The sequence below is a fragment of the Acetoanaerobium noterae genome (genome assembly GCF_900168025.1).
Classification (GTDB): Bacteria; Bacillota; Clostridia; order Peptostreptococcales; family Filifactoraceae; genus Acetoanaerobium; species Acetoanaerobium noterae.
The window spans coordinates 270,099-286,739 of the sequence record NZ_FUYN01000002.1; the positions used below are offsets into that span (position 1 = coordinate 270,099).

A 16,641-nucleotide genomic window follows, 5' to 3' on the forward strand; every position below is an offset into this window, starting at 1 on the left:
ATAATTCGCTATATTTATAATAAATTTACTTCGAAGTTATACTTATTAAAATTTTATCAAGCTAGTATAAATTTTCATTATTGAAATTAATAAAAAGAAATAAGCTTGAATTTGAATGTTTTTTTTAATTTATAAATTTTATTTTTAAAAGTATAAGTCTTACTATATAAAAATGTAAAAAAAAGTAAAAAATGTAATTTGATGATTTGTTCAAACAAAGATAATATTATGGAAATAATAAAAATCTATAGGAATAATTCAAATTATTAATATTGAATCAAGAAAAGAGAAGTTTTTAGGAGGAAAGATTAAGATGGGAAAATACACAGATACTAAAAAAGTAGTTTTAGATTACTTCGATGATTTAGAAAACGCTTCAGTTGATGAAGTGGAAAACGTTCTTAAGAAGCACGTAAATGATGGATACTTATGGAGAGGCGTGTATCCATTTAGAGAACAAAACACAGTAAAGAATGTAAGTGAGAATTTTTGGATTCCATTAAAAAAATCCCTAAAAAGAATGCAAAGAAGACAGGATGTTTTTATAGGCGGGACCAATGAAATCAGTGGTGAGCAATGGGTAATGAGTATGGGGCATTTTATGGGATTGTTTGATGAGGATTGGCTAGGTATAAGAGCTACGAGAAAAATGATAAGTCTAAGATATGCTGAATTTAATTGTGTCGAAAACGGAAAAATATCTCAAACAGGAGTTTTTATAGATATTATAGGTTTTATGCAACAAGCTGGGGTGAATCCTCTTCCACCTCAAACAGGAAATTATTTTGTATATCCAGGACCAAGAAATCACGATGGACTACTATTCCAGGATGCGCCAGAAGAAGAAGGCAAAGCTACTTTAGCTTTAGTAAATAAAATGGTGGATGATTTGACTGCTCTAAACGAAAGTGGAGCTATGGGATGTCCGCCTGAAGTACTGGAGAAAACGTGGTCAAAAGATATGATTTGGTATGGCCCAGCAGGTATAGGAGCAAGCTACACAATCCCAAGATATCAAGAGCAGCATCAGCTTCCATTTAGAAATAATTTAAAGGATAAAAAATTTAATGGGCATGTTTGCAGATTTGCAGAAGGAAATTTTGCTTGCTTCTTTGGATGGCCAAATCTTTCGAATACACCTATTGGAGGGTTTTTAGGGCTTCCAGGAGGAGAAATAAGAGCAGATATGCAAGTTGTTGACGTATATTACAGACAAGATGACAAGCTATGTGAAAACTGGGTGTTGATTGATATTCCATATTGGCTAAAGCAGCAAGGGCTGGACATTTTAGAGCGTACAGAAAGTATTTACAACAAAAAATAATGGACTTTATTTATGGAAAAAGAAGGAGGATGTAATGGCTGATTTAAAATCTAAAAGCAGTGAGCAAAAGATATCAGAAGAAAAAATCTATAATCCAGAAGTTAACAAAAAGGAAAGCATAAGTGAAACTCCAAAGAATCATAAAATTTACTATGGAGATACAAGTAAAGTATTTCCAGTTGGTCACAGTGATTACAATGACTATGTGAAAAATAATGAAAAGAAGCAAGAGCTTCCAGGCTTTGATGAACAATACAATGACATAGTGGATTATATACTTAAAATCACACATAGAATTTGGGAAGAAAAAGGGATAGGAATAATATATGATACTTATCATAATGATGTAACTATGCATCTTTCATCAACTACATTGGTAGGGATTAAAGATGTTGTTGCAAATACACTGCAAACCCTTCATTCATTTCCAGACAGAAGGTTGATAGGAGAAAATGTGATTTGGTCAGAGCATGATACAAATGGCTTTTTATCTTCTCATAGGGTTTTATCTACAGCGACGAATTTAGGAGATAGCCCTTTTGGAAAAGCTACTGGAAAACGCGTAAATTTTAGAACTGTTATAGATTGCGCTATTGAAAACAATAGAATTTATGAAGAGTGGCTTGTTAGAGATAATCTATGGCTAGTAAAGCAGCTGGGTTTTGATGTACATGAAGTAGCAAAAAATATGGCTAAAGCGACAGCAATAAAAACTCCAGCTCTTCAAACCAGATATGGACTAGGTGAAGCTATGCAAGGTCAATTTATGCCAGAAAAATATATGGCAAAAGACGATTCTGTAGGAGAAATGATGCTTCAGATGCATAGTCATATTTACAACTATAAAATGATATCTGATGTTAAAAAATATTATATGGATAATGCACTTGTTCATTATATATGCGATAAAAGATTATTTGGTCATGAGGAAATTCAGGGTATGATGATTAGTCTTTTATCATCGTTTCCAAATGCTCATTATGGAGTTGATAGAGTAACATGCAATAAAAGAAGAGGCACAAATGAGTATGATGTTGCTGTCAGATGGAGGCTAAGAGGTCTTCATGAAGGATTTGGAACTTTCGGAGCACCTAGCATGAAGCCTGTTGAATTCTTAGGGATAAGTCATTACAAAGTAGTTGACAATAAAATCGCAGAAGAGTGGATTACATACGACGGATTAGATGTTTTGAGGCAAATCTATTTAGAAACAGAAGATTCATATATTAGGGAGGATAAATAATGGAAAATGCTGTAGTAAATAAGGGCGAAGAAATACTTTTAGGCAAAGATTTATCAATGGCAAGAAGATTGCTTGCATTTTTTTCAATAATGGTAGTTTACTTTTTTTATTGCTATAATTTTATGGTTGGGACTTTTGTTAAGCCAACTATGATTAATGAGATAGCAGCAGGGGGATTTGCATTTACAATCCAGCAGACAGAAGCTATATTTGCAGTTATGTCTTTTGGTACAATTCCAGGAACAATTCTTTTTGGAATACTAGCTTCCAAAATTGGTAAGAAAAACACTTTAGTTGTAGTAGCTGGATTAATTGCACTTACTACTTTTTTACCTATGACTAATCCATCTAGCTATAACTTATGGAGATTTTCAAGATTTTTAACTGGAGCTACATTAGGTGGAGTATTTGGCTCAGCAATGCCACTTGTTGCAGAGCTTTTCCAAGCAAAATACAGAGGTAAATTAGCAGCAATACTTACAAGTTTATTTTCATTAGCAATGATATTTGGAGGTCAAATTTATGGACTTCTAGGTGATGCAAACTGGAACCTACTTATGTATACAGCTATAGTTCCAATAGCAATAGGCGCAGTTATGGTATTTCTTTTCGTACCTAGTGACTATGAGCTTACAAAGAAATATAATGCCGATGCTGAAAAATCAGGAGAAAAAATCAATTACTTCAATATGTATAAAGGAAAATATCTTTTTATTGGTATAGGAGTAATATTGCTATCAGGGGCTAACTTCACTGCATACTCAGCATTTGCAAACAACGCAACTACTTATCTTAGAAATTCTGTTGGCTTAAGTGCAGCAGTTGCTGGTGGAATATACAGCCTTCAAGGTATAGGACAGCTTATAGGATACAATGTTTGGGGATTTATTTCAGACAAATTTGGAAGAAAGATTCCTCTTGTTGGAATGGTTCTAAGCGCAATTTTAGTATTTATGTATATGCAACTAGGCCCTAATGATATAAGTAAGTTTAGATTGGTTTCAATAGCTATAGGATTTGGAGTAGGATTCTCTGGAGCTTGGGGAGCTTATTATTCTGAGCTTTTCCCAGCAAAATATCGCTCTATATCAGCAGGGATATCATTTAATGGTGGTAGAATAATCTCAATGTTTGCAATTCCTGCTATAGCTGGCTTAGCTACAAATGCTGATGAAATAGTTAAGATTTTCCAGATAGCTATAGGAGTGTTTGTTATTGGAGCAGTTGTTTGGGCCTTCCTTCCAGAAACAATAAATAAATCTAATGAGGCTGAGGCAACAAACTAAAAAATATAGTTTAATTTAAGGCATAGTGCGGCTAGCTATTTGTAAATTTCAAGTAGCTAACCTTACTATGCAATTTGTATTTTATGGATTTTTTGAAAGGAGAGAGAAAATGTTACCTTTGATAGACATAGTTGTAATAATTGTATATTTAATCGGCATGTTAGTTATTGGTTATGTTTCAGGAAAAGATAACGAAACCCAAGAAGATTATTTACTAGCTGGACGTTCTATGCCTTGGCTTCCGATTTCTCTATCTATAACAGCTACCATGATTAGTGCTAATGCATTAATAGGTGGACCTGGATGGGCGTATACATCTGGAATGAAGCCTTTTATGGTTAATATCACAGTTCCGCTGGCTGTATTTTTTGCGGTATATGTAACTGCACCGGTTATTTATCATTTGAGAGTGACCTCTATATACGAGTATATGGAGTTTAGACTAGGTGGATTTACAAGAAATCTTACTGTTGCTCAATTTTTTATAAACTCATTAATTCAAGTTAGCTCCATGGTTTTCATTCCATCTTTAATTCTTCAAACTATAACTGGATGGTCTATTGTGGTTATAGTTCCTATTATTGTACTAATCTCAATTATATATACACTATTAGGCGGGATTAAGGCTGTAATTTGGACAGATACAGTCCAGACCTTAGTAGTAATTTCGGCTGTGATTTTATCTATATATATACCTTTGAAATATTTAAATTTAAGTTTTTTCGATACGTTAGATATTGCAAAAGCTGCTGGAAAATTTAATACGCTAGATTTCACTTTTGATTTAAACACAGAAAATACATTTTATGCGGCTATCTTCGGTGGAACTATTATGTGGAGTAGGTACTTTTGCTTTGATCAAGCTCAAATTCAAAGAATACTAACAGCAAAATCTATAAAAGGAGTTAAACGTTCACTTACAAGTAGCGCGATACTCATGAATGTAATGTATTATTTTATGCTTTTAATTGGACTTTTTTTATGGGTTTTTTATGATGGAAAGCCATTTGAAAATTCAAATCAGGTTATGATTAATTTTATAATAGATAAAGTGCCAGTAGGCATTACAGGGCTAATAATTGCAGGAACATTTGCAGCGGCTATGTCTAGCGTAGATTCACTTCTTAACTCCATGACTACTGTGTTTATAAAGGACATATATGAAAAATACTTTTATAAAGAAAAAGATGAAGTTTCACTAAAAACAACGATGACGATTTCATCGATACTAGGAATAATAATAATTTTTATAGTTATATTTGCATTTGGAAATACGGTAAAATCGGTATTAGACATAGTTGGTAAATATATATCGTATTTTACAGGACCAGCGTGTGCTGCATTTATTTTGGCGATGTTCACTAAAAAAGCAAATGATAAAGGTGTGGCTTCTGGATTTGTTCTAGGCTTTATATCTAGTTATTTTCTTATTAATCAATTAAAGACCTTTTGGCTATGGAATTCGGCTATAGGATGCTTGATAACATTTATATTAGGCTATGGGTTTAGTTTTATATTTAAAAATGATAAAACGCTAGAAGAAATTTCTAATTATACAGCAATGGGTATGAGGAAATATTTGATTAAAAATAACGACCTTCAAGAAGATGGAGCATCTATAGTTCCTTTTAAACTAGATAAATACGGGATAATAATTTTAGGATTCTTTTTACTTCAATTTGTGATACTCGCTTTATTGAGCTAGTATAAATAGAAAAAATAAAAGTTATTCCAACCAAAAAGAATAAGATTAATAAATTAAAAATTATTTCGTAATAATGAAATAAGATTAAAAAAATAAAAATTATTACGATGAAACGAAATAAAATCAAGAAATAAAAAAATATTACGACAGAACAAAATAAAATTTATTAAAATATAACACTATAGGGTATAATGGAATCAAAGGAGGGATTTTATGATTAAAAGAGAGCTTTATTTAAATAAAATTAGACCTTTTATTGATTCTGACCTAATTAAAGTCATCATAGGTATTCGTCGCTGCGGCAAATCGGTTCTTATGAAGCAAATAATATCTGAAATTAAAGAGAAGCATGTAGATGATGCACATATTATATATCTTAATTTTGAAGATCTTCAGTTTTCATTTATTGAAAATGAAATGGACTTATATAGATGTATTAAAGATAAAATACAAGATGAAGGAAAGTATTATCTACTATTTGATGAAATACAAAATGTTAATAATTTCGAAAAAGCTATAAATTCGTTTCGAGCAACTTTAAATTGCAGCATATTTTTGACAGGCTCAAATGGGAAATTGCTATCTGGAGAACTTGCTACTCATCTTTCAGGTAGGTATGTAAGCTTTAGAATTATGCCTTTTTCATTTAAAGAGATGTGCAAGGTTAAGGATATAAGCAAAGATAGAGTAAGCGAAAAAGATTTTATGGAATACCTAAATTTTGGCGGAATGCCTCAGCGTTTTTTAATGGAAACGGAATCTCAGGTAAAGATTTATCTTCGTGACTTATATGATTCTATAGTGCTTAGAGATATAGTACTTAGAAGTAAAGTAAGTGATGTGGATATTTTAAATAGAATAGTAGAGTATATGGTTATGAATACTTCTCAAACCTTTTCGGCAAAATCGATATCGGCTTATTTTGAAAGTATTAGCAGAAAAGTATCCATGGATACTATTTACCAATATTTAGAGCATATTACAAATTCGCTTATATTTAATAAAGTAATGAGATATGACATAAGAGGAAAAAAAATCCTTACTAGATCTGATAAATTTTATTTATCGGACTTAGGCTTTGCTAAAATTAATAATACTGGATTTAAAACTGAAATTGGAGCATTGATTGAAAATGTAGTTTACAATGAGCTTATAAATAGAGGCTACGAAGTTTATGTAGGCAAAACTGTAAAAGGTGAAATAGATTTTATAGTTATGAATGATGGAGAAAAAAGTTACTATCAGGCTTTATATTTGCTTGCAGATGAAAAGGTAATAGATAGAGAATTTGGAGCATATGAATCAGTAAGAGACAACTTTCCTAAATATGTGCTTTCTATGGATAAACTAGATTTTTCAAGAGATGGAATAGTACATAAAAATATTCTGGATTTTCTTTTAGAGGATTAAAAAAAGCCTTGCTCATCCACAAATTTGAATGTGTGATGAGTGAGGCTTTTTAAATTTAAGCATGCACTTATTTAAAATCTATAACTACAAGCTCTGGATTGTTGAACAGTCTAAAAGGAAACAAACTGTTTCCAAGTCCTCTACTGACTATCATTGTAGTTGGCCCTGAGGTATAAGCACCTGCATCGTAAGCAGGCAGGATGCCTTGATGTGGAGCTATTACACCACCTAGCATAGGGAGTCTTAGCTGACCGCCGTGGGCATGTCCAGTTAAAACTAGGTCATAGCCAGATTCTACGTAGTCATTAAAATGTTCAGGTCTATGAGATAGCAAGATGTTGTATACTGTGTCATCTAGAATTTCTAAGCTGTTTTTAAATTCAGGTTCTCTATTTGCTCTGTCATAGGATATAGGGTCGTCCACTCCTTTTATCTGAACAGGGATATCGTTATAATAGTAGGTATCGCAAGCATTTTCTAATGTGACGATGTGAAGCTCATCTAGCTTTGGCTTTAAGGCATAGCCGTTATCACCAAAATCATGGTTTCCATTTACTCTATAGACAGTATAGTTTCTGGATAGTATGTCCATAAGAGTTAGGGCGTTTTGATGGCCTTTTCTTCTGCCGTCTACTAAATCTCCTGTAAATACTATCAAATCTGGTTTAATCTCATTTATTTTTTCAATAATTTTTTCTTGGTTCTTTCCAAAGCTTTTATTGTGCAAATCACTCAGATGAAGTATCCTAAGCCCTGATAACTCATCAGATGGTATTTCAAATGTAGTTATATCAAGGGCATTATTACCATGATAAAGTAGAAAAGGCAATAATAGCATCAATGAAAGTAAGGGGTATAGCCTTTTTTTCTTTTTCATTTAAAAACCTCTGCTTCCTCCGCCACCGCCGGAGCTTCCACCACCACCGAAGCTTCCGCCGCCAAAACCACCGCCAGAGCCGCCACCTCCAAAACCACCAGGAAAGCCTCCAAAGCCTCCCCCACCAAATGGGCTTGAGTTTCTGTAGGATTTGCGTCTTCCACCTCTTCCGCCGCCGTTACCGACTATAATTAAAAAGAGAATGAAAAGGATTATCCCAGTAGATAAAAAACTGCTGTCATCATCATCTGACATAGGCTCGGCTATTGGTCTTTCGACGATATTTGTGTATATTTTTTCGCTGTCATATCCGTATTCTAGATTGACTCTATCAGTTACATCGTAAAATATTTGAAGGATTCCTTTGTTGTAGTCACCCTCTGATAAAAATGGAGTGGCTCTATCTAGTATCTGTCCGACGGTTCCATCGGTGATAGCGCCCTCTAGTCCATAGCCTACTTCGATTCTTATTTTTCTTTCTTCTAAAGCCAGAACAATAAGGACGCCGTTATCGAGCTTGGCATCACCTATTTTCCATTTTTCAAATAGCTCTACAGCGTAGGTTTCTATATCTAGGCCTCCCATGTCAGGGACTGTAGCTACCACTACCTGAGGTTTTTCTTCCAGTGCTTCATAGTTTAAGTTCACTGAGCGTATGAAGGTTTTTGTATCCTCACTTAATAGCCCTGCATAGTCTGCATGATAAAACTCTGTAGTAGGAGAGGGCATCTGAGCATAGCTAGTACTAGTAAAAACTAAAAGTATAGCAGCTGTTAGGCTTAGAAGTCTTAATATTAGTTTTTTATACAAATCACTTTTATATATGGCTTTATAATCAATTTCATTCAAGGCTTCTCACTCCAATTTATGGATTAGTTAAATCAACTTTTGGTGCTGTTTCCGCTCCATCAGCTGCTTCAAAGTATGCACGCTCGTCAAAGCCCATCATTCCAGCTATTATTACAGTTGGAAATCTTTTGATTTTTCTGTTGTAGTCAGCAACTGTTTCGTTATACCTTCCTCTTTCTACACTGATACGATTTTCAGTGCCTGCAAGCTCATCCATAAGTCTAGTAACGTTGTCGTTAGAACGAAGCTCAGGATAATTTTCCATAACCACTAACAATCTTCCTAAGGCTCCTTCAAGCTGATTAGAAGCTTCTACTTGCTCATCTACAGTAGATGCTCCAGCCATAGCAGCTCTTGCATCAGCAATTTTTCCAAATACCTCTTGCTCCTGAGCCATAGCTCCCTTTACAGATTCTACTAGATTTGGAATCAAGTCATAACGTCTTTGAAGCACAGTCTCCACATTAGCCCATTGCTGGTCAGCATTTTCTGAGAGCGTCACAAGATTGTTGTATGAGCCAATCAGTGGCATTACTAAAAGCCCCGCTATCACAACTAGAGCAATAATTACTCCTAATATACCTTTTTTCATCAGTCATTCCTCCTAAAAGAATAGGTGATATTCACCTTTATAATGGTTACACTTACCTTATAAATATATCCATTACTTAGTAAAACTAACAGCTTACTGCTAAGCTGCCTAGAATGCGATTATAGCACTGTGAGTATTTGAAATGTTTAAAAATTATTAACAAAATATTACAAATATGAAACTATTAGCTTGTATATACTTTTATAATACAAATAACATGGTTTAGTTTTAAACTTGAGATTTAAAATATAGCTTATAAGATTATTAGTCTCAAATATATCTTAAGCAGCTATGATATAATAAATAGAAGAAACAAATGTTTTGCTTATGAGCCATAGGAGGAAGATTATGATTAAAATAATAACTTCAAGAGCTGGCTATGGAAAGACCAGCAGCTTATATAAAGAGATACTAGAAAAGGATAAAAATGCAGAGATAGCTTATCTTATGGTACCTGAGCAGTTTACGCTTCAAAGTGAGCTAGCTCTTATGGATAAAGTGGACTCAAAAGGGCTAATCTACGCACAGGTTATGAGCTTTGAGCGTTTGTCTAGATTAGTACTATCGAGGGTAGGCGGACTAAAAAGACCATATATAGATGAAATAGGAAAGCACATGGCTCTTAGACTTATATTTGATAAGCATGAGGAGAGCCTTCCTATGTATAAAACAGCCTATAAAAAAGAGGGTTTTTTAAGTGAGCTATCACATACCCTGTCAGAGCTAAAAAAGATGGCTGTACCGCCTTCTCTATTACTAGATAAATCAAATCAAATAGAAAACAATGCCCTTTTAAAGCAAAAATTGTTTGAGATAGGCTTTATTTACAATGAGTTTTTGAATTACATGCAGGACCAGTATATAGATAATGAAGACAGAATAAGTCTGCTAGCTGAAAAAATCAATCTCTATAAAGAAATCTCAAATTCAAGTTTTTATTTCGATAGCTTTACTGGCTTTACAGCTTTGGAGCTATCAGTGATAGAGCAGCTAGCTCAAATGGGCACTTCTCTTTGCTTTGCCCTGACTTATGATGAAACTTCAGCTGACAAAGATGTATTTTCTCCTACTAGCCTAACTATAAATCAGCTAAAGACTATAGCAAAAGCTACAGGCAGTGAATTTGAAATCGAAGCTTTAGTGAACGAAAGCACTAAGTCTAAGGAAATAAGATATATAGAAAAGGCTCTTTACGATTATAAAGCGCCTTCATATAAAGAGGAAATTAACGATGTGAAGCTGTTTGAGGCTCTTGATATGGGAAAAGAAGCAGAGCACTGCGCTCTTGAGGTACTTTCATTAGTTAGGGACTTTGGCTATAGATTTAAGGATATCTTAATCATCACTCCGATGCCTCACCTCTATGCAGGTCCTATCAGCAGAGTATTCACCAGGCTTGAGATACCTCATTTTGTCGATGTAAAAAGAGATATAATGAGCAGTCCTCTTATCACACTTATTTTTTCCTATCTGGATATGCATATCAAAAATCTTCGCTATGAAGATGTATTTAGTTTTCTCAAATCAGGCTTTACTCAGCTAGATGAAAGCCAGTATATGCCCCTTGAAAACTTTGTCCTAAAGTGGGGCATCAAAGGCAAAATGTGGCTAGATGAAAATAGATTCAGTGAAGAAAGATTTTTTGACCAGTATGATTCTATTGAGTATAAAGAAAAAATCAAAATAGCTAGAGATTATCTTGTGAGCTTATTTGATTTAAACAAAAAAAGCTTTAAAGGCTCGGCAACTGGACCTAGCTATTCCAAGGCTTTATTTGGATTTTTGACTGAAATAAAAGCTCAGGACCAGCTTGAGATATTCGTAAATAGATTAAGAGAAGAAAATGCTTTTGACTATGCAAATGAAAACGCCCAAATATGGAATATAATCCTAGATACTCTAGACCAGCTTGTAGAAATTATGGGTGAAAAACCTATGAGCCTAGAGGAATTTAGAAATATACTTTACGAAGGCATCAAGCAGCATGAGATAGGCATAATTCCACCTGCCTTAGATCAGGTTATAGTTGCAACTCTAGATAGAAGCAGAAGCACAGCTATTAAAGCTCTGTTTTTTATGGGACTTAACGACACCTATGTACCTCATGTGGGAAAGGACAGCCCTATACTTCTAGATGATGACAAGAAAAAGCTAAAAGACCTCGGAGTAAATCTACCATCAGAGCTAGACAATGCCATGTCAGATGAGACTCTATCCATATACAGCGCACTATCAAAGCCAAATGACAAGCTGTTCCTAAGCTACAGTCTATCAGGAGGAGAGGATAATAAAGCTCTTAGACCTTCCACTATAATAAACAGGCTTAAGACTTTATTTCCAAATTTACATGAACGCTCATCTTTATCAGATACTAGTGTTTTTAGCTATATATCAACTCCTGACTACAGCTTTGTAAAGCTAGCAGGGGAGCTGAGAGATTTAGTAGAAGAAAAGCTCCTTGATAAGGATTGGCTATCACTATATAGCTGGTATATAGATAACGATGGCTGGGAAGCTAGAAGGCAAAGACTTCTCGATAATTTGTTTTATAAAAATCAGCAGGAATACATCACTCCTACTCAAGCAAAGCAGCTTTACGAGGCTCCGTTTAAAGCGAGCGTAAGTAGGCTAGAAAGGTTTGCAAAATGTCCGTTTGACCATTTTGTGCAGTATGGTCTAAAGCCAGAGCCTAGAAAAGTTCATGAAATAGGACCACCAGAGCTAGGGACTATATTTCACAGTGCTATAGAGGATTTTGCAAAGCTTGCCAATAACAAGGCTAGCCTGCCACTTCTGCTAGATAAAAAAACCTGTGACGAGCAAATTGATAAGCTAATAGAAAACTGCTTATCTAGTCATATCAAGATACTCATGGATAACTCAAAACGAAATGCCTATATGATGAAGAAGATAAAAAAAGTAGGAAGACGTGCCGCTTGGACTATGGTAAACCAAATGAGCAAGGGTAGGTTTGAGCCTTATGATTTTGAGATGAAATTGCCACCTATAGTGCTGGATTTAGGTGAGTATGGCACTATAGAGCTCACAGGTCAAATAGACAGGGTAGATATTTTAGATGAAAATGAAAAAACCTATGTCAAAATCATAGATTATAAATCCAGAGAAAAGAAATTTAGTCTTTCAGATGCTTACAATGGGCTAGATATTCAGCTCATAGTGTATTTGGAATCGGTGCTAGAGCATCTGCCTAGCCTTAAAAAGACCAAAGCCTATCCAGCAGGAGCCTTTTATTTCCCTATAGTGGATAAGCTCATAGAGTCTGACTTAACAGATGTAGAGGAAATAGAAAAGCAAATTGCAGGCAAGCTCAAGATGCAAGGCATAGTTCTAAAGGATATAAATATAATCAAAGCCATAGATGCGGATATAGAAAACGAAGGTAGCGTAATAGATGTAAGAGTAAAGGATGAGGATATAAAAAGTGAAAATGCTCTTAGCGAGGAAGAATTTACAGCTTTATTAGACCATGTTATGGAGCTTGTAAAGGATATGTCAAAGGAGATACTAGCTGGAAATATATCTATACATCCTTACAGCGATAAACAAAAAGCTCAGTGTAGCTACTGTGAGTATTCTAGTATGTGTAAATTCGATACTTTATTTGAAGGAAATACTCACAAAACTGTAAAGGCATTAAAGGATAAGGAAGTAAAAGAATTATTAATGAAGAAGGAGGGAAACTAAATGGCATGGACAGATGCTCAGCAAAGTGCAATAGACAGTAGAGGAGAAAATCTTCTAGTGTCAGCGGCGGCAGGCTCAGGAAAAACAGCCGTACTGGTTCAAAGAATCATAGATATAGTGCTAAATGAAAAAGTAGATGTTCAAAACCTCCTCATAGTTACTTTTACAAATGCAGCGGCGGCTGAAATGAAAGATAGAATACAAAAGATGCTCATGCAGAGGATGCTAGATAATCCAAAGGAGAGCCACTACCTAACGAAACAAATTCAAAATCTGCCTAGAGCCTCTATTAGCACTATGCATTCATTTTGTATAGATATATTAAGGCGAAACTTTCATATGCTAGACTTAGATCCTTCTTTTAAAATAGCAAACAATGCCCTTGTTTCTATTATGAAAACTCAAGCTATGGAGAGCTTGTTTGATGAAGCCTATGACTCAGATGATGCTTTGTTTTTATCCTTGGTTGATAGCTATGGCGGAACAAAGGACGACAAGAAGCTAAGCGACCTCATAGATAAGGTATACAATTTCATCCAGAGCCAGCCCTATCCACTAAAATGGCTCGAAAGTGAAGCTGAAAGCTTTAATATATCGAGCTTTGATGAGCTTTCTACTAGTAAGTGGATGCAGGTAATTAAAGACGACATAAGAATCAAGCTAGATGCAGCCAATGATGCAGGCAAGAAAGCTATAGAGCTTTGTAAATTAGAAGGAGGGCCCCTTCCTTATTTAGCGGCTATTGAAGATGATTTGCTACTTATAGATGATTTGAAATCCAAGCTAGAGCAGTCCTTTGCAGACTTTATACAGGCTATAGCAGAAGTGAAGCACAGCAGATTTGCAGCAATTTCTAAAAAAATGAAGGAAGAGCTAGATGTTGCTTTAGTTGATGAAGTAAAGGCTATAAGAGATACGGATATAAAAGCTAGCGGTATCAAAGCCATCCAAAAATCAATAAAAAATATATCACAAGGATTTCAACTGGAAGATATTAAAAATCTCTATCCTCTTATGAAAGCTCTTTACAAAACTGTAGCAAGATATGACGAGCTATATTCTGAGATAAAGTTAGCAAATTCAGTCTTAGATTTCTCAGATTTGGAGCATTATGCTCTTAGATTGCTGGAAAATGAAGCTGTAAGAGAGGATTTAAGAGCTAAATACACCTATATTTTCTTTGATGAATATCAAGACAGTAATATCGTTCAGGAAACTATAATCTCAGCAATCAAAAGAGAAGATAATCTATTTTTAGTAGGAGACGTAAAGCAGTCCATATATAGATTTAGATTAGCTGACCCTACTTTGTTCATAGATAAATACCACTCCTATGCAAAAGCTGACGATAGACCAAATAAAAGAATTGATTTATCAAACAACTTTAGAAGTAGGCCTGCAATACTGGAATTTATCAACGATATATTTTCAGCTATTATGAATGAAGACTTAGGAGAAGTAGACTATGACGATTCGGCCAAGCTAATTCCGGGGATGGATTTTCCTGTTGAGAAAAACAAGGTAGAGCTTGTAGTGCTTGAAAACCATAAGCTAGAGGAAGACGATGAGCTAGCTGAGGATGCAGATATGGATAACTCAGAGCTAGAGGCTATGTATGTATCATCTAGAATCAAGGAACTTCTTGGCAAGGAGCATTATAATCCAAAAGCTAAGGAATTTCAAAAAATAACCTATAGAGATATTGTTATTCTCATGCGCTCACCAAAAAGCAGTATTGCAGCTTTTGAAAAGGTCCTTAAGGACGACAGGATACCTTGCTATGTGGATTACAGTGCTTCATACTACGATGTGCTAGAGGTAAAGCTGTTTATAGATTTGCTTAAAATCATAGACAATATAGAGCAGGACGAAGCTCTTCTAGCTGTTATGAATTCCTCTATAGGAGGTTTTAGCTTAGATGAAATAATCGAGATAAGAGTAGCTTATAAAAGAGGCGCAATATATGAGGCCTTGCTTTCTTATATGGCTGACAATGATAATGAGCTTTCAATAAAAATAAAAGCTTTCCTAGATAGAATTAAAACCTATCGCTTTAAGGAAAAGCTCCAAAGACTAGATGAATTTTTATGGTATCTGATGAATGACACAGGCTATTATAGCGATTTGGCTGCTATGCCAGGAGGGCAGATGAGGCAGGAAAATCTAAAAGCTCTGCTCGATAAAGCCTCGGAATTTCAGTCAAACACTACAAATGGACTTTTCAACTTCCTGCATTATATAGACAAGCTTCTAAAGGACAAGGGAGATACTCAGGAAGCCAAAGCTCTCAGTGAGAGCGAGGATAGAGTTCGAATCATGAGCATACACAAAAGTAAGGGACTTGAGTTTCCTGTTGTTTTTGTATGTGGACTGAGCAAGGGCTTTAATAAAGCTGATTTTAAGCAAGATATTATGCTTCACAACTCCCTAGGCATAGGGCCGAAATACGTAGACCTCGACAAAAACGTCTACAGAGAATCTCTGCCAAAGACGGCCATAAAAATTCAGTCGAATAAAGAAATGCTATCTGAGGAACTGAGAATCCTTTATGTTGCTCTTACTAGAGCAGTAGATACTTTGATAATGGTGGGAAGTGTAAAGGATATAGAAAAGCTAGCTACAAAGGCAAGTAAATCAACTAGCACTAGCTATCTACTGTCACAGAGCAACTATCTTTCATGGATGCTCATCGCCCTGTATAAACATAGGGATGCATCAGCTCTTAGAGACTACGCTGTAAGAGAAGTAATAGAAGACGATACATCTTATAAATCGAGCTTCAAGCTTTCATTAGTAGCAAAATACGACCTGCTTAAGCTGTCTCAAAGAGAGCGAGAGGATATAGACAATATGGAGGCTATTTTAAGAGACTATAAAGCTGACTCTAGTGAAAGCCTAAATCCTGAAGTGATATCTGTGATAAACTCTAGATTCAGCTATGAATATCCATATAAAGAGCAGACTATGCAGGTGTCCAAAACGAGCGCAACTATGCTTGCAAAATCAGTACTAGATGCTTCGAAAATCTCAGTAGCAATCCAAAGCATGCCGAGGTTCATGCAGAAAGTAAAAACCTTTAGTGCTTCACAAAGAGGAACTCTTATGCATTTTGCTATGCAAAATATAAACCTAAATCAAGTATCAAGTCCTAGCGAAATAGAAGACCAGCTGGATATGATGCATGTAAATGAGCTTCTTACCTCAGAAGAGAGAGCTTCTTTAGATTCTGAGATGCTTTATGAATTTTTCTGCTCCGAGCTAGGAAAAAGGATGCGTAGGTCTAAAAATGTAATAAGAGAAAATTCATTTATGCTAAAAAAAGACGAGGTTCTAGTAAGCGGAGTAATAGACTCTTACTTTGAAGAAGATGGTAAGTGGGTGCTAGTAGATTACAAAACAGACTATCTAGGTGCTGGCTCAAAGAAAGATAAAGCTGAAATGTACAGACCTCAGCTAGAGCTTTATAAAGAAGCTTTAGAATCAAGCACAGATAAGGCTGTAAAGGAAGCTTATATTTATTTATTTGATATTCAAGAGGCTGTTAAAGTAATCTAAAGAGCAATTTAAGCTCTAAAATTTTATAATTGTGTGAGATAAAAGTAAAATAGGGTAAAATATATATGGTAAACTGTGAATCAAATATGGGATAG

10 protein-coding genes are annotated in these 16,641 nt (G+C 34.9%); 7 read left to right on the forward strand and 3 right to left on the reverse strand.

The window, feature by feature from the left end:
• Positions 1-313: 313 nt before the first annotated feature.
• The 5 genes from B5X47_RS04890 to B5X47_RS04910 all read left to right on the forward strand — a co-directional run bounded on the left by B5X47_RS04890 (position 314) and on the right by B5X47_RS04910 (position 6,968).
• Positions 314-1,324, forward strand: a complete 1,011-nt coding sequence (locus tag B5X47_RS04890; RefSeq protein ID WP_079589083.1) for a nuclear transport factor 2 family protein — start codon at positions 314-316, stop codon at positions 1,322-1,324.
• A 34-nt stretch (positions 1,325-1,358) separates the two neighbouring features.
• Complete coding sequence (locus B5X47_RS04895; RefSeq protein ID WP_079589084.1) at positions 1,359-2,567, forward strand: ester cyclase; 1,209 nt, start codon at positions 1,359-1,361, stop codon at positions 2,565-2,567.
• Positions 2,567-3,853 (forward strand): MFS transporter, encoded by a 1,287-nt coding sequence (locus B5X47_RS04900; RefSeq protein WP_079589085.1) that lies wholly within the window; start codon positions 2,567-2,569, stop codon positions 3,851-3,853. Before B5X47_RS04895 ends, B5X47_RS04900 begins: the two co-directional genes overlap by 1 nt.
• A 109-nt stretch (positions 3,854-3,962) precedes the next feature.
• Entirely contained in the window at positions 3,963-5,558 is a 1,596-nt protein-coding gene (locus B5X47_RS04905) for a sodium:solute symporter family transporter (RefSeq protein WP_079589086.1), read from the forward strand.
• 213 nt (positions 5,559-5,771) lie between these two features.
• On the forward strand, positions 5,772-6,968 hold the full coding sequence (locus B5X47_RS04910) for an ATP-binding protein (RefSeq protein WP_079589087.1): 1,197 nt from the start codon (positions 5,772-5,774) through the stop codon (positions 6,966-6,968).
• Between the two features lie 67 nt (positions 6,969-7,035).
• On the opposite strand, the gene B5X47_RS04915 is transcribed toward B5X47_RS04910, so the two are convergent.
• From B5X47_RS04915 to B5X47_RS04925, 3 genes are read right to left on the reverse strand one after another with little or no spacing between them, the layout of a single operon-like run.
• The gene (locus B5X47_RS04915) at positions 7,036-7,845 is read right to left on the reverse strand and encodes a metallophosphoesterase (protein ID WP_079589088.1); all 810 of its coding nucleotides are present in this window, start codon (positions 7,843-7,845) and stop codon (positions 7,036-7,038) included.
• Complete coding sequence (locus B5X47_RS04920) at positions 7,846-8,694, reverse strand: TPM domain-containing protein (protein WP_200805085.1); 849 nt, start codon at positions 8,692-8,694, stop codon at positions 7,846-7,848.
• A gap of 16 nt (positions 8,695-8,710) precedes the next feature.
• The gene (locus B5X47_RS04925) at positions 8,711-9,286 is read right to left on the reverse strand and encodes a LemA family protein (protein ID WP_079589089.1); all 576 of its coding nucleotides are present in this window, start codon (positions 9,284-9,286) and stop codon (positions 8,711-8,713) included.
• Positions 9,287-9,634: 348 nt separating this feature from the next.
• Here B5X47_RS04925 and addB point away from each other — a divergent pair, with 348 nt between their 5' ends.
• The gene (gene addB, locus B5X47_RS04930; RefSeq protein ID WP_159446402.1) at positions 9,635-12,991 is read left to right on the forward strand and encodes a helicase-exonuclease AddAB subunit AddB; all 3,357 of its coding nucleotides are present in this window, start codon (positions 9,635-9,637) and stop codon (positions 12,989-12,991) included.
• Positions 12,992-16,546, forward strand: a complete 3,555-nt coding sequence (gene addA / locus B5X47_RS04935) for a helicase-exonuclease AddAB subunit AddA (protein ID WP_079589091.1) — start codon at positions 12,992-12,994, stop codon at positions 16,544-16,546.
• The last annotated feature ends 95 nt before the right edge of the window (positions 16,547-16,641 follow it).

Excerpts from the sequence above, each read along its gene's own strand:
- B5X47_RS04890 (WP_079589083.1), top strand. The coding sequence starts at position 314 with ATGGGAAAATACACAGATACTAAAAAAGTAGTTTTAGATTACTTCGAT.
- B5X47_RS04895 (WP_079589084.1), top strand. The coding sequence starts at position 1,359 with ATGGCTGATTTAAAATCTAAAAGCAGTGAGCAAAAGATATCAGAAGAA.
- B5X47_RS04900 (WP_079589085.1), top strand. The coding sequence starts at position 2,567 with ATGGAAAATGCTGTAGTAAATAAGGGCGAAGAAATACTTTTAGGCAAA.
- B5X47_RS04905 (WP_079589086.1), top strand. The coding sequence starts at position 3,963 with ATGTTACCTTTGATAGACATAGTTGTAATAATTGTATATTTAATCGGC.
- B5X47_RS04910 (WP_079589087.1), top strand. The coding sequence starts at position 5,772 with ATGATTAAAAGAGAGCTTTATTTAAATAAAATTAGACCTTTTATTGAT.
- B5X47_RS04915 (WP_079589088.1), bottom strand. The coding sequence starts at position 7,845 with ATGAAAAAGAAAAAAAGGCTATACCCCTTACTTTCATTGATGCTATTA.
- B5X47_RS04925 (WP_079589089.1), bottom strand. The coding sequence starts at position 9,286 with ATGAAAAAAGGTATATTAGGAGTAATTATTGCTCTAGTTGTGATAGCG.
- addB (WP_159446402.1), top strand. The coding sequence starts at position 9,635 with ATGATTAAAATAATAACTTCAAGAGCTGGCTATGGAAAGACCAGCAGC.
- addA (WP_079589091.1), top strand. The coding sequence starts at position 12,992 with ATGGCATGGACAGATGCTCAGCAAAGTGCAATAGACAGTAGAGGAGAA.